The following is a 17151-nucleotide window of genomic DNA, read 5'->3' on the forward strand; positions in this document are numbered from 1 at the left end:
AATTGGTTATGTATTCCAGTTATTCGGCTACAATGAGTTGGGTTTCAAGTTCCGCCAAAGAACCGAGGGCGATCGCTATAAATCTAAGGAATTCTTGTGTTGAATCTCTTGCATGACCTTCTGCCAAATTTGATGGAATCGATACCGCCGCCCGTTGCATTTGGCTACTCAAACCATATGTTTCAGACTTAGGAAAATCTCGTGTTAATAGATAAACTTGCTTGGTTAAACTTATACCCAACTGCCAAACTTTCAAATCCCGATAACTATTAATTGTCATAGATGCTGAATCAGTGTATATATCTTTTTTAATCTTACTCCCCACTCCTCATTCTCTACTCCCTACTCCCTAAAAAATGTACGAACCAAGACAATCATTAATGCCGATCAATCCCGTTTTCAATCCACATGGAAATGATGATACAGCCAACCGTTTGATATGGTTTGGAGAGACTACAAACTTAATGCAACTCAATGATGTTCGCTATTCGTGGGCTGTATCTCTCTATCGTCAAATGCGAGAGAATTTCTGGGTTCCCGAAAAAATAGATATTACTGGTGATGTAACAGATTACCTCAATCTCACTCCTGGAGAACGACGTGCATTTGATGGCATTATCAGTTACCTGACCTTTCTCGATTCAGTGCAAACCTGTAATGTGCCTCATATCAAAAACAGCATTACTGCACCAGAAATTGCATTGTGTATGGCAGAGCAAATTTCCCAAGAAGCAATGCACAATCAATCGTATCAATACATCATTGAGACAGTGATTCCGAGCGAGCGCCGGACACAAGTCTATGATTTTTGGCGGAGCGATCGCATTCTCAAACAACGATGCGAATTTATCGCTGGATTATACCAAAAGTATGTCGATAACCCGACACCAGAAAATTATTTCGTATCGCTCTTAGCGGATTATTTGTTAGAAGGATTGTATTTCTACAATGGGTTTATATTTTTCTACAATCTCTCCTCACGAATGCTGATGTCTGGGAGTGCCGATATCTTTAGAATGATTAACCGAGATGAACTTTCTCATGTGCGGCTATATCAAAAATTGATTCCAGAAGCGATGCAAGTTTTCCCCCACAGCCGCGAACAAATTTATGAAATGTTTGCTCTCGCTGTCGAGCATGAATGCAAGTGGACAGGACATATTGTTGGAGATGATATTCTGGGGATTACGGCAAACAGTACAGAACAGTACACAAAATATCTAGCAAATGCTCGCTTGAAGGCGATCGGTTTAGATCCATTGTTTGGAGAAGCTATCTACAAGAAAAGTCCTTATACTCACTTGGAGCGTTTTTCAGATACTAAGAAAGAAGCGAATACAAAAGCAAACTTTTTTGAGGCGAGTGTGACTAGTTATGTTATGTCTTCTAGTATTGAAGGTTGGGATGATTTCTAAGAAGGATTTATTATTGGTTTAGATGTCCAGACGCGATATATCACGTCTTTTAAAATGCGTTTATGCTGCGATCGCTCGTAAATCCATTAAACACAAAAATAAATTAAGGATGTTATACGGAAAAATTCCATATAATCCTCCCGTGAAGGGTGGTTATACGGAAAATATCAGTATCCTAACCAGAAAAAACGTAAAAAATAATTTTTACGTTTTCGTATATTCATACAATAGTTCGTTGTAATGCTTCATATATTAGGATTGAGAAAAAGATTATACGGAAAATTACCGTATAATAAATAGTTAGGTGTACAACCCTGTGCAAGTTGAGACCCTGAAATGCTAAAGTTAATCTCTTGAAAGAGGAGACAAGTTTGTGACTGAGGCAGTAAATGATTCTGAACAATTTGTTTACGATATATGCTCAAAGTCGTTTTTATCACTATGGAGTTATATCAATCCTCAAGGAAAAACTCCGGGCAAAGAGTTATGTGATGTACTAGTAGTATGCGATCCCCACGTAATTGTAATAAGCGTTAAAGATATTCAACTTAAAAATACAGATGACCCAGGCGTTGACTGGAAACGCTGGCAAAGAAAAGCTATTGAGGATTCAGTAAAGCAGATTAAAGGTGCTATCCGATGGCTTGATCAATCAAAATACGTTATTCAGAAAAATGGATCTAAGGGTTTAAAGCTGCCATTAGCAAGTGAAAGAATATATCACCGCGTAGCAGTTGCTTTTGGTGGCAAAAGAGAAGTTCCGATCAGCTCTCCCATTGAGGATGATGAGTTTTATCATATCCTAGATGAACAATCAGTTTTCCTGCTCCTTCGTCATTTAGATACCATAAGTGACTTTGTTAATTACTTGATTGATAAACAGGTATTCCTGTCCAATACCTCAATTATCATCAATGGTGGAGAGGAAAATCTGCTTGCAATTTATTTGCATAATAATCGCCAGTTTCCCTCAGAAGCAGACATGATAATCCTTGAAGATGATCTTTGGGAGGGAATAAGCAACAAACCTGAGTTTAAGGCAAAGTTGCAGAAAGATAGTGAAAGTTACATCTGGGATCGACTGATTGAAGCCTTATGTCAAGGTGGCTTCGATGGGGAGGATTGGCTCGGTCCAGATATGTCTAAGTCCGAATTAGCTATTCGTGTTCTTGTTAAAGAAAATCGGTTTTCAAGGAGGATGCTAGGTAGTGCATTCAAAGATTTTCTTGAACTCAGCAGAATAGGGCAAGTACGTTCGCGATGTGTGCAATCAATGAGTAGTGTTGGATACGTTTTCTTTGCTTATGACAGTGACAGTACACTTCAAGAACGGAAAAGTGAACTTCTTGCCAGATGTTTTGCTTCGCTGTGTCAATTCGATGAGTGTTTTACTGTGATTGGTATTGGTGTAAATATTCCAGGACAGAAACCAAGAGACGGATATTCAAGCGATCTAGTCTTCTTGCAAACACAAAACAATCAATGGTCAGAGGAGGACTTAAGGCAAGCACAATACTGTAGAGATGAATTTGGCTTTTTTAAGAATCCTAATAAAACGCATGTTCACGAAGATGAGTATCCTGTAATAGAGAACACTGATGACACCTAACAATCCTAATGCATCGGAACGAAGTTAAGTAATTGACGAGTTACCAAGGTTGTCTACGTCCGGTGATTGTGAACGTATAAATCATCATAAATTTATTTAATCATGTACGTAGTCTTGTCCTGTCACCAATGCCAATTCCGCTCGCATCAACTCACGTCCCAAGTAGGCCGCACGATCCAATAGGTGATTTAATAGTTGTAGCGATCGCCCCACCACAATTGTTCATCAAACGTTAGATTTACTCAAAATCAAATCGGTATAATCAGTTGTACAATCTCTCCCATGTATGACGATACCTGCCGATTCCTTGCCGAACACTTCTCAGCCGACTTCGCTAGTTGGCTGTTAGGAAAGCCTGTCACGATGACAGAACTCAAACCCTCTGAACTCTCCCTCGATCCGATTCGCGCCGATGCCCTAATTTTGCTGGAATCGGACGAATCTGTTTTGCATATCGAGTTCCAAACACTTCCCAAAAAAAATGTTCCATTTCGTGTTTTGGATTACCGCGTACGAATGTACCGCAAAGATCCAACCAAACCGATGCGGCAAGTTGTGATTTACCTGAAGCAGACTAGCTCAGAGTTAGTTTATCAAACGAGTTTCACAATGGAACGCACACGCCATGAATTTGATGTCATTCGGTTGTGGGAGCAACCTGCCTCACTCTTCCTGCAATATCCTGGACTGATTCCCTTTGCAGTTCTCGGTCAAAGTCTGGATGCAGAAGAAACGTTACGCCAAGCAGCTCAAAGGATGGATCAGATTTCAGATCCTGCAACACAAGCGAATCTGATGGCAGCGTCCGGGATTTTAGCTGGGCTAAAATTAGAAAATGAGGTCATTTATCGCATATTACGGAGAGACATAATGCAGGAATCAAGCGTTTATCGTTCGATCTGGAGAGAGGCTGAGGAAGAAAAGACACGGGCGATCGCAATCAATCTCTTGCGTAGAGGAGTAGCGATCGACATTATTGCCCCTTCCACAGGCTTATCAATTGAGGAAGTCCAACAACTCCAGCAGCAACTGAATGAGTCTCCACAAAATTAGCCCCAACTGTGTGGCGATCGCGTCATAACAACCCCATTGAAGCGCACTAACAAAAAAAGGTTATCAGTGTTGTCGCAAAAGCGATCGCTTCAGTTAAGATGGCTGGTGGCTGTTATGTGAGGGCTTTATTTATCCGTCGCTAAGAAAACAATATGAGTAATAATAAAGATCTACTTTCAAGAATGCAGACGTATCAGCGTATCTGAAATCCTGGTGCTAATTGCTTACAAATTGTTTTTATTAGTCACGCGCATTCTCCTACTTTCTATATTTTGTTATTTAGGTCAGTTTATAGGATTGACCAAGTGCACAGTAATTAAATGTTTTGAATAGCATTAGCATTGAACATTAAAGGAGTATCTAGTCGCCATTGTTTATCCTTGTAAAATAATATCTGATAGACATGCAGACCGCCATATCGAAATGAGGCTTCAAATGATTGCAGATAGAGATACCACATTCGGAGAAATCGCTCGTCATAAGTTTGATTAAGTGAGGCAATTTTGGCTCGATTGCTCACAAAATTGTTTGCCCATCGCTTCAGGGTTTCGGCATAGTGAGGCTTTAAGTTCTCACAATGAGCAACTGATAGTTTGGCAGCCCATAGTTCCTGGGTCAATTCGTGAAGTTGTGGCGCATACCCGCCTGGAAAAATATATTTATCCACCCAGGCTCCATTGCGTTCATTGCTCTGGGTAACGATTGTATGCAGCAGTCCAACTCCATTTGCAGTTAACAGTCTGGATGCCTTTTGCATAAATGTAGCAAAATTTCCTTTACCTACGTGTTCAAACATACCAATGCTGACAAACTTGTTGAACTGTCCTTGTACTTCTCGATAATCAGCAATGATGATTTTAATACGATCGCCCAAACCTCTGTACTCAATTTGTTCTTGCGCCAGCTTTGCTTGCTCCACACTCAGCGTAATTCCTGTTCCAGAAATGCCATAGTGTTCAGCCGCATAGATTAGCATTCCACCCCAGCCACAGCCGATGTCAATCAGGGATTCTCCGGGCTGCAACGCCAGTTTCTGGCAAATTAATTCATACTTTTGCAGCTGCATTTGTTCTAAGGAGTCTGCTTCTCGGAGACGATAGCCACAGGAATATGTCATTGTCGAATCGAGAAAATTTTGATAAAAATCGTTGCCTAAATCGTAGTGATGCTGGACATTCTTACGACTGTTTTGGATTAGGATGGGGAGTGTTCGTAGACGTTGAGTGATGATTTTGAACGCCAGAGCAATCGTTACTTGATTACGAGCTTTGCTGGATACGTTGCTGCGATACAACAATCCAATTAATTCAACGAGATTATTGTTTTCTTCGTCCCACCAGCCGTCCATATACGCTTCACAAAACCCCAACGTTCCAAACGTCAGAATGCGATTGTAGGTGTTGTCATTGTGAATGTTCAGATGCAGTGGCTCTTCAGAATCTGCCTTGCCAAAGTGGAATACTTTGCCCTCTGGGTTTGTAACCGTTAGATTTCCCGTTTCAATTAGACTAAAAAGCTCATAGAGATAGCGTTCTCCATTAGGTAAATTGCTGAAGCGATCGCGCTTTGATAGTGCCATTTAAGCGTTGCCCAATTTTCTGTTTACAGGTCGAGCAAAACACGTTTGCTCGTATGTACTGTGTCTTATACCGTTTAGGGTGCATCTTCATACAGAATTGGTATTACCATAAGTTCAACTCCTAAAATTTCATGTTGATTTTGTAGTCTTGTTGTTCGTAGCTAACTTCAATTTTTCTAGAACTCGAATGGTGAGCCAAACAATATCTACTTCCCACCAACGCTGCCCAAACTGGGCTGATGATTGGAATGCATGATGATTATTGTGCCAACCTTCGCCGAAGGTTAGCAATGCCACCCACCAGCAATTGGTGGAGCGATCGCCTACCTCATAGTTACGATAGCCAAATTTGTGACAGGCACTATTGACAAAGCAAGTGCTGTGAAACCCTACAAATAAGCGAACAAAGATTCCCCACACTAGAAACGGCATTCCGCCTAGTCCGTATAATAAAGCCGCCAGCGCAACTTGCAAAGCAATATAGTGCTTGTGACAAAACTGATAAAACGGATCGTTGGCAATGTCTTTAGTGAAGCGGCTGAGTTTTATTTGAGTTGGAATCTCGTGCATCAACCAACTAATATGACTCCACCAAAACCCCAGAGTAGAATCATGGGGATCGTCGGGGCGATCGGCGTATAAATGGTGCATCCGATGATAGCCCACCCAACCTTTGACAGCACCCTGACCGGCTAAAGTACCGCACAAAATAAAGAAGTACTCCAGCCATTTGGGGACTTTGAAGCTGCGATGTGTGGCGAGCCGATGGAAGCCAAGGGAAATCCCCAGTCCTACTGTCAGCCAATGAAGAAATAGCGCAACTCCAACAGCTGACCAACTAAAATTAGTCGGAACAAATGCCAGTAATACTCCTAAATGCAGGAAGAATGTGAATATAATTACATGCCAACGAGGACGAGGCGGATTTAACCGAACATCAATCATATTGTTTTTGTTTCGATAATTGAGTGGATTGCGGTTGAAATTCTGTCCACTCTTTACAAACCTGTTCGTAACATTGGGGTGGTGTGAGGAGTAAGTTTTTCAAGTAAAAGAAAGTGACTTGGTGAAATGATTCCAGTAATAACACCGCTTCAGTTGTAGGATTATAAATATCCACTGCTTCTAAAATGTGAACATTTATAAAGTGATGGCGTAGAATTACAGCGTCGGGAGCCGCTAACCAGGCATTCAAGAACGGGGCTAAACGAGAACGCGGTACAAAATGGGTTTTGAAGGTTTCCCCTGCAATTCCGATAACAGGAGAGTTGGTGCTGCAAACGATCGCACCGCGTTCGCCACCCAAGTACCCAACCCAGGCATTGTAACCGATTGCCAATAAATTTGTAGCAATAAAGTCTTGCTGCCAGTCTAGAGTATCAGGGACTTTACTCATGAGTCCCTCCTATGGGTAGTTAAATCAGACTGAAATTCTACCCAACGTTGCTGCGCCTGTTTATAACATTCAGCAGGGGAAATCGCTAGGTCTTGCAGCAGGTTGATATCTACTGCGCCGTTACCAACAATCAGAATCACTATTGCTTGGGTGGGATCGTAGGTGGCGATCGCTTTGTGCAGTGCGATCGCGGCATCTTTCTCCACCTCAAGCGCTTGCAGATACGAAGTTACCTGCGCTTGCGGAACGAATGCCCGATTAAAAGTCACGGTATCGACACTCCAATCAATGGAGAGAGGGATTGTATCTACGACATTGCAAACCACCATGCCCTTTCCTACATTCATATAACCATTCTAGGCGGTGTATCCAATGGTCAAAATATTATGTTGAATAAATCGGTTTTGCCAGTAACCGAAGTATCCTTGCCAGAGTTCATTTCGCATTCGCACTATTTCATCAATCCTGTACGTAGTCTTGTCCTGTCACCAATGCCAATTCTGCTCGCATAAACTCACGTCCCAAGTAAGCTGCATGGTCGAATCGGCTGATTGGAGAAGGTTTTGTTGACTCAAACAGTTGAATGCAAATTTCTTTTGCAGTTCTTCCTGTAAGGGTGGCAGTTGGTTGTCGTTCTACTTTGACAGTTACAGGAATGGGCTTTCCGGTTTCTGGATCGACAGCTAATCCTTGCTCATTAACTTCATTGGTAAAATGTTTCGCGCAGATTAAGCCTGCTTCCCGATCTAAATAGATAATAAAGTAACCTGCCGGATCGAGTTCTAAAAATCGCTTGGATAGTTTGTTATCAATTGCTGCCATTGTTTCTACTGTCGATATCATATTTAAACTCCAAAACAAAAAGCACCGCTCTGAAATATATAGAACGCATAGATGAATATAGATAATGAGGCTTTATTGTTGAGTTCAACAATAAGCAGGAGAGCAAAAGTCTTAAAGCACTCTCAAAATAATACCAATTCTCCAAAATAGGATTACAGATAAGGACGTGGGGACACAGAGATTGATCTGTTGCGAAATTATAGAGAATTGGTATAACCTCTAGGCCTTCTTTTACTGCTATCTCACAGTTGGATTGGCTTCTTGGCGCAGTTTTTGAGCTGCTTCCACCATATTTTTTAAAGCCGGAATTACCTCTGACCATCTCCGGGTTTTTAAACCACAATCTGGATTTACCCAAATTTGTTTTACAGGTAAATTAGCAACTCCAGTCCGCAATTGCTGTAAAATCTGTTCAGTTGTTGGCACAACAGGACTATGGATATCATAAACTCCATTACCAACTTGATGTGAGTAGCCACCCTCTGTGATTTCTCGCAGAGTTTGATTGTTGCTGCGACTATTTTCAATCGAAATCACATCAGCATCTAACCGTTCAATATCTTTGATAATGTCACCAAATTCGCAGTAGCACATGTGAGTATGAATTTGCGTTTGGGGTTGGGCTACTGCTGTCGCCAATCGAAATGCATCTACAGCCCAAGAAAGATATTCACTCCACCGTTGAGGCTTTAGAGGTAAACCCTCACGTAGTGCTGGTTCATCGACTTGAATTACTTTTGCACCAGCCGCTTCCAAATCTCTTACTTCATCTCGCAGCGCTAAAGCAATTTGGAAAGCTTGTTCTTGACGAGAAATATCCGTTCGGGGGTAAGACCAATTTAAGATAGTTACAGGGCCAGTTAACATCCCTTTTACAGGTTTTTGGGTCAATGATTGAGCTACTTTAAACTCACGTACCGTCATAGGTGTAGTGCGAACCACATCACCGTAAATAATTGGCGGACGAACATAACGGCTACCGTAGCTTTGCACCCAGCCATTTTCAGTAAAAGCAAAACCTGGTAATTGTTGTCCAAAAAATTCCACCATATCGGTGCGTTCAAATTCACCGTGTACTAAAACATCTAATCCTAATTCCTCTTGTAATTTAATGCTGTCGGCAATTTGAGCGTCAATAGCAGCTTCATATTCTGACTGACTCAATTCACCTCGTTTATATTGCACTCTGAGTTGGCGAACTTCAGAAGTTTGGGGAAAGGAACCAATTGTAGTTGTTGGGAACTGAGGCAGAGAAATTTGAGAATCCAGCCGCAATCCGTAGGATAATGAACGCTGAAAATCATCAATCTTTAGAGTCTTCAGTCTTTCTTGAATCGACTGATTGGCTGGACTGAACTCCTCGAATGTACTCCAGGTTGACTCAATAAATTCTTGCTCTGTTTTAGTGTTGTCACCTTTTACTGTTCGAGCCAAGAAAACCACTTCTTGAAGTTTCTGTTCGGCAAAACTCAAGACATTGCGTAGCTGTGATGGTAATCGTTTTTCTCGTTTGGCATCGTAGGGAACGAACTGTAAGGAAGCGGATGGTTGAATATCTAGAGATGTTCCATATAACGACTCTACAATCTCTTGTAACACGGGAATAACTTTCTCTGGACGAACTTGCCAGATATTTCTTGCGTCTATAACCCCTACTCCTAGCCGCTTATTTTGCGGAAAACCGTGAGTTTTGATTAACTCTAAGTTGCGTCCGCGTGTCAAATCTAAGCTAATAGCAGCAACTGGTAAATCTATTACCCAAGGGTAGGTTTCGCCTAAGTCATCAAAATAAGTAACTAGATGCAAAGGTATTCCTACTGTACAGAGTGAATTATAGACAGTTTGAAAATGTTCTTTCCAGGAATTAGCATCACCTAAAACAAGTGCTGGCTCATGTATTTGTACTTCTGCTATTCCTAGATTATTCAGTTCTGTAAGCAGGTTAACATAGAGTGGCAATAGCTTTGATACTGCTTCGTCTATATTTAATTCAACTTTACTCAAACGTAGTAGAGTGCATGGCCCCAACACTATGGGAACTGCTTTTTTACCTAATATATTTTGAGCGCGAGACACAGTTTCTATAAAGTCACTGAAATCGGCTGGTAATATATCTGTTGCAATTTCTGGGACAAGATAGTGGTAATTAGTGTCAAACCACTTAGTCATTTCCAAAGCTGGAGTTCCTTCTTGACCCCGTGCCATTGCAAAGTAGCGTTCTAACCCACTAAATTGCTGAAATCTTTGAGGAATTAACCCAAAACGAAATATCCAGTCAAGTACGTGGTCGTAGAGAGTTGTGTCTCCAATACCAATGCGTTCAATTCCTACTTCCAGTTGGGTTTTCCAGTTAGATTCCTCAACTTTATGGATAGTTTGCCGTAATGATTCTGCCTCTAGTTTGCCACTCCAAAATGCTTCTAATGCTTTTTTAACTTCCCGATTTTTACCAATACGAGGATAGCCTAATGTTGCGGTTTGAATCTGCATGATTTGTTAATCCATTGAAGATCAGATAATTACACACTATGAATTAGAAACTGCTAACTTTTACCAAAAATATCAGGTTCAAAGCTGAGTAGAATTGTGAGCTATAGCTCCCCTGTTCCTTTGCTCAAAAGCTTTTTCACTCAGTCTTCAATTACAACAAGTTATGTTTAATTGCGTCCACTTATTTTGTGGTGGAATCTTTGCTAGAATTCCTTTTCTTAAAGGTTCAGGTCGTTCTGACCAAAGTAGTGAACCATCGCCTTTAGCATAGTATTGACTGGCGCATTGCAAAACCGCAGATGCACAACTATCATTTGGTAAATCGCCAAACAAATAGGTTGGTTTCCCTGACGCAACAAAGGCAATTACACAAGAACGGTTACAAGCACTCATACATTCAACTCCCTGAATGAAGAATTTATTTTGCAACTCCCAATCGAATGCAAGTTGTTGAAGTTGTTGTAATAACTGCTGTCCACCACTTTCACCAATCCGCTTACCATCTTGCCACACACTGGCGCAGGTCGTGCAAACAAATAATGTATGTTGTTTGTTGAGCATTAATTTTAATGTGTGTAGGATTAAGTCCCAAACGCAGATATTACAGAGTTTTGTCAGCACGAAATTTAACCTTGCTGACTGTGCAATCTATCTGTTGCAAACTATTAGTAATAATTGACCAACAATTCGTTGATGGTACAATTCGCAGAATTTGTCTGTAGAATCAATCGAAAATCTTATAATTGGATGACCATTATAAGGACAGATAGCACGAATATAGCTATTATCAAATAGCTATTGATGTCTTTTTAAAAAACTGCTACTTTTCACATCAGCGATAATCGTGCCAAATAACCCAGCAGACGCTTCTAGGCGCAATTTGTATCGTCAATTAACTCTCTATCGTCTCCTCGTAAGCCGTAACCTGAAGTGTATCTTTGGTACGATGAAGAAATAAAATTGATTGATTGTGAAAATATTCATAGTTGCGCTTATCTATACCTCGTAGATTTCAGCAGAAGTTGACTTTTCGGCGGGCATTCTGACTCACAAGGTATACCTTGATTACAGCTGCGGGACAGCGCCGGATTCGCACCGGACTTTCCCCCTTACCTCTAGTGGCTGACCCCCACTAGAACCGAGATTCCTTTGCATCTTAACACAACTGTGATTTGCTTGTGTTAAGTTACTCCAGGCAATTTAATGAAGCGATCGCATCTGTAGATGAAATCCCTCAACCCCGGCAAACCATATCAAAATAGTGTCAACTCTAGCCCTTTCAAGGTGTTGTGTGATGGGCAGATTTGTAGTTTTGTAAAAACAGGTACAAATCTGTTGAGTGGAGAAAAAAATGTTGCTAGGGCAGGTGTTTGAACGGTTTGTCACAGAGAGTCCAGTATCAGTGATGGTTCGTGGGCTTTTAGAGAAAGCATTATGTCCTCAAATCCTTGATGAACTATTTGAACGTAGTGCCAAAAACCAGTACACTCGTGAGCTATTATTCTCCACAGTAGTTAATTTGATGAGCCTTGTAGTCTGCGGAGTTCATCCATCATTACACGCAGCACACCAAGCATCAGTGGAGAAAATCGGTGTTTCAGTTACCTCGGTCTACAACAAAATCAATGGCATCGAACCGAGTACCAGTGGGGAGCTAGTCAAAGAGGTTGCTGCTTCTATGGAAGCGACGATTCGACACCTCAATGCCACAATGCCGGATTTGCTACCAGGTTATCGAGTCAAAATTATTGATGGTAATGCCATCGCGGCGACCGAACATCGCCTTAAAGCATTACGCGAAATTAGTAGCGCCCCATTACCAGGGCAATCCTTGGTGGTACTTGACCCAAGTTTGATGCTGGCAGTAGATGTATTTCCTTGTGAAGACGGTCATGCTCAAGAGCGATCGCTTGTTTGATGAGGTACTACCAACCGTTGAAGAAGATGATATTTGGATTGCAGACCGGAATTTTTGTACACTCAAGTTCTTATTCGGTATTGCTGCTGGTCAAGGCTACTTTATTATCCGACAGCATCAAAGTCTGCCTTGGCAAGCAACTGATGATTTCCGGTTAGTAAGTCAAAGCGACAGTGGTACTGTATTTGAGCAAAATATCATCTTGAGTGCCGATGATGGTCAACTGTTAAAGGCACGACGAATTAAGGTCTGCTTGAAGCAGCCTAATCGTGATGGGGACAGAGAAATTTTTATTCTGACAAATCTGCCGTTTGAGGTGGCAAATGCAATTTTGATAGCCCAAATGTACCGCAAACGTTGGAAACTCGAAACCTTATTCCAAGTTCTGACAGAAAATCTCTGCTGCGAGATTAATACACTAGGCTATCCAAAAGCGGCTTTGTTTACCTTCTGTATCGCTTTAGTCGCCTATAACGTGCTGTCTACCGTTCAGGCAGCCCTCAGAAGTGTTCATGGAACCGAGAAGATAGAAACCGAAGTTTCCAGCTACTATTTAGCCGATGAAATCAAGGGTACTTACAGAGGAATGATGATTGCGATTCCCCCTGATGAGTGGTGTGTTTTTCAGAACATGACCTTTACAGAATTATCACTAACTCTCAAACATCTGGCAGGTCTTGTCAAACTGAGAACTTTTCGCCGTCATCCGCGAGGTCTAAAGAAAGCTCAACCAAAACGAACTTACCTCAAGAACAAGCCCCATGTCTCAACTGCTAAAATTCTAACCCAGAAAAAGCTGCAAAACAACACACCTTGAAAGGGCTACCGGATGGAACACTCACAAGAATTTATTTTCCAAAGAAACCAGAAGAAGCTTTAAATGTTGCCTTTAAACTTCCCCAAGAAACAGAAGATTATGGTCAAAGCAGTGTTTATCTTGACCAATATAGTGGTAAGGTTTTGCGAGTCGATAGTTCTTTGCAGGTGTCGTTAGGCGATCGCATCCTCAACTCTTTTACTCCCCTACACTTCGGTACTTTCTGGGGACTACCATCTCGGATTTTCTACATCTTTGTGGGACTTGCCCCGTTAATTTTATCTGTTACTGGCTTTGTAATGTGGCAATATCGCTACAAAGGGAAAAATCCCTCCCCATAGATTATACAAATGGTTAAGTTAAAAGCAAAAAATTAGATTATAAAGAAAGCAATTTCATTACATCTTTTGTTGAAGTAATTTGTATGCATTGATGTTGCTGATGTCAAAAATTTTCAGAAATTCAGCCTAGATTCGTCTGACTATAGATTTATCACGGCAAATCAGAGTCATGGTTTGCACAATGGTAACTCTAGTAACTTCCATTAAGAAAAAGGGAATAGGGGAATACCCTATCCCCACTGCCATGAAGTGCAATCACTTATTGCAAGTATTTGCACTTATTCTGGCAGTATATGAGGAAGTAATTGAGAATATTTTATATCTATTTTTTATTGATCGCTAGTATTTTCAGCACTTTCTGAGATTTGTAAGTAGTTAGTAAAGCTTATATAGCGTACTTTTAAACCAAAATATCGTGCTATATTCAAAATCAATCTTTCGAGATTAATTAACAATAATTCTCTAGAAACTAAAGCTTGTTTGTTACTAAATTTCCTTATATGCTAACTTTAGCAAATGAGAAAGAATATTAATATTTTTCAGTGAGGTCAATAGACTTGTCCCAACCATCTAACGGTTCCAAAAAGTAAGCGATTTTTCTCTCCTGACCTAGCCGAAAAGGTGCAAGTAAACAGGAGCATCTACTCGCAGTAAACCGTAACCGCTATACTTCTGTAGAGTGTAGCGGTTTTATTTTATTTACCTTTGCTGTAAATACCGGAGGATACCGCGAACGATCGCCTCAGCCATCCGATTATCATACTCTGGGTTCGCTAGTCTGGGGTTGTCTTCAGAACCTGTTACAAAACCAGTTTCGATTAAAATTGCGGGCATAGTATTTTTTCTCAGCACATAAAATCTAGCTCGTTTTACTCCTCGGTCTTTTAATGTCGGAATACCTTGAAGAATGCTTTTGTGAACCACTTGTGCTAAACGATAACCGCGATCGTAATGATAAGTTTCTAAACCATTTGCACTAGGGTTGTTATCAATTGAGTTTGCATGAATGCTCACAAATAAGTCTGCATGAGCATGTTCTGCCATGACAACTCTCGGAGCAAGGTCTACAAAATAGTCAGCATCCCTTGTCATAATGACTTTAATACCATTTTGCTCTAAAAGTGACGCTACCTTTTTACCGATTCTCAAAATGACATCCTTTTCTTGCAGTCCCTGAAGACCAATAGCACCTGCATCTTTTCCCCCATGTCCGGGGTCGATAACTATGAGTATTCGTCCTTTTGGAGAACGAGTTATAGGTTGTGAGATTTCGGATGCAGTCGTAGGTGGAGAGTCGGGGTCTGGAAATGGTGTGGGTAAAGGAGGAAAAGGAACTGGGAGTTTTGTTATAGAAGTAGAGGGTGGTGAAACTAGTCGTTGGCGCTGAAATTCTAATGCTAAGATTTGAGAATTAATTTGGTTAAGTTGCTTAATTTGTACTCTGGACGCAGGTTGAATATAAATTACTACGGTTTCTCTTTCTTGCTGTTGTAGACGTACTCTCAACACGGGACTATTTGCATTCAAAGTCGGCCCGGTAATATTGTTTGCAAGTTTAGCATTCGGGATAGCGATTCGGTAAAGGGTTGTTTGTCTATCCCAATTACTCGTGACATTTGATAAACTGCGATCGCTTCTAATTAGCAGTTGTGTACCATTGCTTGCTAGTTCTACAGACTCAATTGTGGAAGGGGAAGTAGGTAATTGGGTAACTGAGTCAGGTTGATTATTGCTTTGTTGTGACTTGACTACTCCACTATCAGGTAACACTACTATACCGTCGCTCCCACTAACCGTTGCCCGCCAATTAGGACTATTTTTGTCTATGTGTAAGGTCATGCGGACGGTGGGTATTGCACTTTGTAGTTGAGTAAATTGAATGCTGTTAACACCGTATCGGTCGATCGACTGCTGTTGTTGCAGACTAGGCGATAAAGTTGCACCTTTAATATTAATATCTATAACGCTACGATTGTCGCTGCGATTTACCTCAATTTGTGAATGATTATTGCCATGAGTGCGGATAAAAAATCCATCTCCTGTGACTTGTAGATTTTCAATAATATTTGTCTGTGATGTAGTCTGTGCAATTCCATCAGTCACCACACTGTAGATTCCACTTACAGGTGATGTCGTCTCTACTCGTTCTGGTGATGGTAACTGTACCACCCATTGATTGCCAGTTCTCGATGTAAATTTTACAAGTTGCGGATCGAGAGTGTAACCTGGATTCAGTTCTACAACGATGCGAGTTTTTTGTTCGTCAAATTGTCCAAAGCGGATAGCACGAATTGCACCACCTACAGACTGAGTAAAACTAGGTTTTCCTAAAGTAGTTCCAGGTAAATCAATTACCAAACGAGTGGGGTTAAAAATTAACTGTGCCTGGGGTTGTACAGCATCATCAGTCGTAAATTCCAGCTGCTTGGAGACACCATCAAATCGCCAAGATTCTAGTTTTGCAGCAAGTGCGGGAGATGTGAGTATGGCAATACTTAATATTGTACTGGGTAGCAACCAGTGGATTTTCACAGAGTACTCTCCTGTTTCGATTTTATGACATAAGACAATTTGTATTTACTTCTACTCACACCAGTACTAACTCAGCAGAAATACTTTGCTGCTGAGTGTTCGTTCATCTGAGTATTTAAATGCAACAAAGCCGCATTAAATATTACCCACACTCTCTAATTTTGTTCGCTCAAAAAACCACAAAAATTCTGAGAATTTTGCGTATAACTATCAAAAAAACTAGCAAAAATACTTGAATATTTAATCGATTTAATGACAGTTGAATCAACTGAATTAAATAAATTTAATTCAAATGTTAGCCATGCTGAATTTTCGCAAGGCATAGTTGATAGCTGTATATTTTTGCTTTTGATATTGCGATCGTTGTTGTTTGGTAAAATCCACTACCTATGATTTTTCCTAACGTAGATACAAAAAACGATGGATGATATAAGTCTTAACTCTGATTGGAGAAAATTTTGTAACATCTGTACCTCGCAGATTTTTTAGGTGTATTAACATCGGCAGGTCTTCTGACTTTGAGACTTGGTTTGGACATAATCTCATTACAGCTGCGGGACAGCGCCGGATTCACACCGGACTTTCCCCGTTTCCTCTAATGACTGTTCCCCACTAGAACCGACTAATCGACCCATTATATAGCATGGTGAGGAAAATAATACAAGAGCAAATTTTAGTTAACAGTCACAATTATTTGAAGATTTCATGACAATAAAGAAGTCTTGGCTATCATAACCAAGACTGAAGAGTGAATTTATTCGATTGAACACGCTTACACAATTGCTTATCCCAAATTACTGAAGAAAGTTCCCCAAAGGATTCCCGTTACTCCTACAGCAATTAAAAGGTTAGTGAAAAACTTGCCTAATTCAATTTCTTTTCCCAGTGCTTTGTCGTCTTGACCTGCGGTGAAAAACAATGACCAAGCTTGGTTGAGATTGATTTTCTCAAAGTTAGTGAAATCAGGTCGAAAAACAACGGAGCCAATTAAATCCTTTTTAGGGAAGTCAAAATCAGTTCTCATAACTCTCCTCACTTAATGTTCTATGTCCTACTTTTCGCAGTTATCTTGATGCTTTTGCTTCTGGAATCAATGCCTATGCTCAACAACATAGCGATTTAATTGACGATTCTGTTGAGGTAGTACTACCAGTAAAA

Annotated in this window: 17 protein-coding genes and 2 riboswitches; of the genes, 6 read left to right on the forward strand and 11 right to left on the reverse strand. The window is 40.7% G+C overall.

All coding sequences use genetic code 11. From position 1 onward, the window contains the following. Positions 1–19: 19 nt before the first annotated feature. Positions 20–280 (reverse strand): four helix bundle protein, encoded by a 261-nt coding sequence (locus I8752_RS32375; RefSeq protein WP_214436268.1) that lies wholly within the window; start codon positions 278–280, stop codon positions 20–22. A gap of 100 nt (positions 281–380) precedes the next feature. On the opposite strand from I8752_RS32375, the gene I8752_RS32380 reads away from it, so the two are divergent. After that, positions 381–1415: a ribonucleotide-diphosphate reductase subunit beta gene (locus I8752_RS32380; RefSeq protein ID WP_225896040.1), complete on the forward strand. Its 1035-nt coding sequence runs from the start codon at positions 381–383 to the stop codon at positions 1413–1415. Between the two features lie 373 nt (positions 1416–1788). Further along, the gene (locus I8752_RS32385; RefSeq protein WP_214436270.1) at positions 1789–3024 is read left to right on the forward strand and encodes a nuclease-related domain-containing protein; all 1236 of its coding nucleotides are present in this window, start codon (positions 1789–1791) and stop codon (positions 3022–3024) included. 96 nt (positions 3025–3120) lie between these two features. Here I8752_RS32385 and I8752_RS38915 read toward each other — a convergent pair whose 3' ends face one another. After that, complete coding sequence (locus tag I8752_RS38915; RefSeq protein ID WP_404827137.1) at positions 3121–3171, reverse strand: hypothetical protein; 51 nt, start codon at positions 3169–3171, stop codon at positions 3121–3123. 135 nt (positions 3172–3306) lie between these two features. On the opposite strand from I8752_RS38915, the gene I8752_RS32395 reads away from it, so the two are divergent. Next, complete coding sequence (locus I8752_RS32395; protein WP_214436271.1) at positions 3307–4077, forward strand: Rpn family recombination-promoting nuclease/putative transposase; 771 nt, start codon at positions 3307–3309, stop codon at positions 4075–4077. A 316-nt stretch (positions 4078–4393) separates the two neighbouring features. On the opposite strand, the gene I8752_RS32400 is transcribed toward I8752_RS32395, so the two are convergent. The 7 genes from I8752_RS32400 to I8752_RS32430 form a co-directional block, all read right to left on the reverse strand. After that, a complete protein-coding gene (locus I8752_RS32400; protein ID WP_214436272.1) occupies positions 4394–5656 on the reverse strand; it encodes a class I SAM-dependent methyltransferase in 1263 nt (420 codons plus the stop codon). A gap of 129 nt (positions 5657–5785) precedes the next feature. After that, positions 5786–6601, reverse strand: a complete 816-nt coding sequence (locus I8752_RS32405; RefSeq protein ID WP_214436273.1) for an acyl-CoA desaturase — start codon at positions 6599–6601, stop codon at positions 5786–5788. Next, a complete protein-coding gene (locus I8752_RS32410; RefSeq protein ID WP_214436274.1) occupies positions 6594–7052 on the reverse strand; it encodes a hypothetical protein in 459 nt (152 codons plus the stop codon). Before I8752_RS32410 ends, I8752_RS32405 begins: the two co-directional genes overlap by 8 nt. Next, positions 7049–7399, reverse strand: a complete 351-nt coding sequence (locus I8752_RS32415) for a hypothetical protein (RefSeq protein ID WP_214436275.1) — start codon at positions 7397–7399, stop codon at positions 7049–7051. Before I8752_RS32415 ends, I8752_RS32410 begins: the two co-directional genes overlap by 4 nt. A gap of 112 nt (positions 7400–7511) precedes the next feature. Continuing rightward, entirely contained in the window at positions 7512–7895 is a 384-nt protein-coding gene (locus I8752_RS32420) for a DUF4346 domain-containing protein (protein ID WP_214436276.1), read from the reverse strand. A gap of 237 nt (positions 7896–8132) precedes the next feature. Next, a complete protein-coding gene (metE, locus tag I8752_RS32425) occupies positions 8133–10385 on the reverse strand; it encodes a 5-methyltetrahydropteroyltriglutamate--homocysteine S-methyltransferase (protein WP_214436277.1) in 2253 nt (750 codons plus the stop codon). Between the two features lie 147 nt (positions 10386–10532). Continuing rightward, the gene (locus I8752_RS32430; RefSeq protein ID WP_214436278.1) at positions 10533–10946 is read right to left on the reverse strand and encodes a DUF1636 domain-containing protein; all 414 of its coding nucleotides are present in this window, start codon (positions 10944–10946) and stop codon (positions 10533–10535) included. 454 nt (positions 10947–11400) lie between these two features. Then, a riboswitch (cobalamin riboswitch) is annotated at positions 11401–11543 on the reverse strand. Positions 11544–11736: 193 nt separating this feature from the next. Between I8752_RS32430 and I8752_RS32435 the strand changes: the two genes are divergently transcribed. From I8752_RS32435 to I8752_RS32445, 3 genes are read left to right on the forward strand one after another with little or no spacing between them, the layout of a single operon-like run. Beyond that, the gene (locus tag I8752_RS32435) at positions 11737–12303 is read left to right on the forward strand and encodes a hypothetical protein (RefSeq protein WP_214436279.1); all 567 of its coding nucleotides are present in this window, start codon (positions 11737–11739) and stop codon (positions 12301–12303) included. Beyond that, positions 12266–13120: a transposase gene (locus tag I8752_RS32440; RefSeq protein WP_214436280.1), complete on the forward strand. Its 855-nt coding sequence runs from the start codon at positions 12266–12268 to the stop codon at positions 13118–13120. Before I8752_RS32435 ends, I8752_RS32440 begins: the two co-directional genes overlap by 38 nt. Continuing rightward, positions 13117–13461 (forward strand): PepSY-associated TM helix domain-containing protein, encoded by a 345-nt coding sequence (locus tag I8752_RS32445; protein WP_214436281.1) that lies wholly within the window; start codon positions 13117–13119, stop codon positions 13459–13461. The genes I8752_RS32440 and I8752_RS32445 overlap by 4 nt, the downstream gene beginning before the upstream one ends. Before the next feature lie 699 nt (positions 13462–14160). Here the strand turns inward: I8752_RS32445 and I8752_RS32450 are convergent. Both I8752_RS32450 and I8752_RS32455 read right to left on the reverse strand, forming a co-directional pair. Then, complete coding sequence (locus tag I8752_RS32450; protein WP_214436282.1) at positions 14161–15993, reverse strand: N-acetylmuramoyl-L-alanine amidase; 1833 nt, start codon at positions 15991–15993, stop codon at positions 14161–14163. 485 nt (positions 15994–16478) lie between these two features. Then, positions 16479–16631, reverse strand: a riboswitch (cobalamin riboswitch). A 146-nt stretch (positions 16632–16777) separates the two neighbouring features. Then, the gene (locus tag I8752_RS32455) at positions 16778–17017 is read right to left on the reverse strand and encodes a hypothetical protein (protein WP_214436283.1); all 240 of its coding nucleotides are present in this window, start codon (positions 17015–17017) and stop codon (positions 16778–16780) included. Positions 17018–17151 lie beyond the last annotated feature (134 nt).

The organism is Dendronalium phyllosphericum CENA369, from assembly GCF_016056275.1.
GTDB classification, from domain to species: domain Bacteria; phylum Cyanobacteriota; class Cyanobacteriia; order Cyanobacteriales; family Nostocaceae; genus Dendronalium; species Dendronalium phyllosphericum.

Excerpts from the sequence above, each read along its gene's own strand:
- I8752_RS32420 (WP_214436276.1), bottom strand. The coding sequence starts at position 7,895 with ATGATATCGACAGTAGAAACAATGGCAGCAATTGATAACAAACTATCC.
- I8752_RS32380 (WP_225896040.1), top strand. The coding sequence starts at position 381 with ATGCCGATCAATCCCGTTTTCAATCCACATGGAAATGATGATACAGCC.
- I8752_RS32400 (WP_214436272.1), bottom strand. The coding sequence starts at position 5,656 with ATGGCACTATCAAAGCGCGATCGCTTCAGCAATTTACCTAATGGAGAA.
- I8752_RS32375 (WP_214436268.1), bottom strand. The coding sequence starts at position 280 with ATGACAATTAATAGTTATCGGGATTTGAAAGTTTGGCAGTTGGGTATA.
- I8752_RS32430 (WP_214436278.1), bottom strand. The coding sequence starts at position 10,946 with ATGCTCAACAAACAACATACATTATTTGTTTGCACGACCTGCGCCAGT.
- I8752_RS32410 (WP_214436274.1), bottom strand. The coding sequence starts at position 7,052 with ATGAGTAAAGTCCCTGATACTCTAGACTGGCAGCAAGACTTTATTGCT.
- I8752_RS32435 (WP_214436279.1), top strand. The coding sequence starts at position 11,737 with ATGTTGCTAGGGCAGGTGTTTGAACGGTTTGTCACAGAGAGTCCAGTA.
- I8752_RS32455 (WP_214436283.1), bottom strand. The coding sequence starts at position 17,017 with ATGAGAACTGATTTTGACTTCCCTAAAAAGGATTTAATTGGCTCCGTT.
- I8752_RS32405 (WP_214436273.1), bottom strand. The coding sequence starts at position 6,601 with ATGATTGATGTTCGGTTAAATCCGCCTCGTCCTCGTTGGCATGTAATT.
- I8752_RS32395 (WP_214436271.1), top strand. The coding sequence starts at position 3,307 with ATGTATGACGATACCTGCCGATTCCTTGCCGAACACTTCTCAGCCGAC.
- metE (WP_214436277.1), bottom strand. The coding sequence starts at position 10,385 with ATGCAGATTCAAACCGCAACATTAGGCTATCCTCGTATTGGTAAAAAT.
- I8752_RS32415 (WP_214436275.1), bottom strand. The coding sequence starts at position 7,399 with ATGAATGTAGGAAAGGGCATGGTGGTTTGCAATGTCGTAGATACAATC.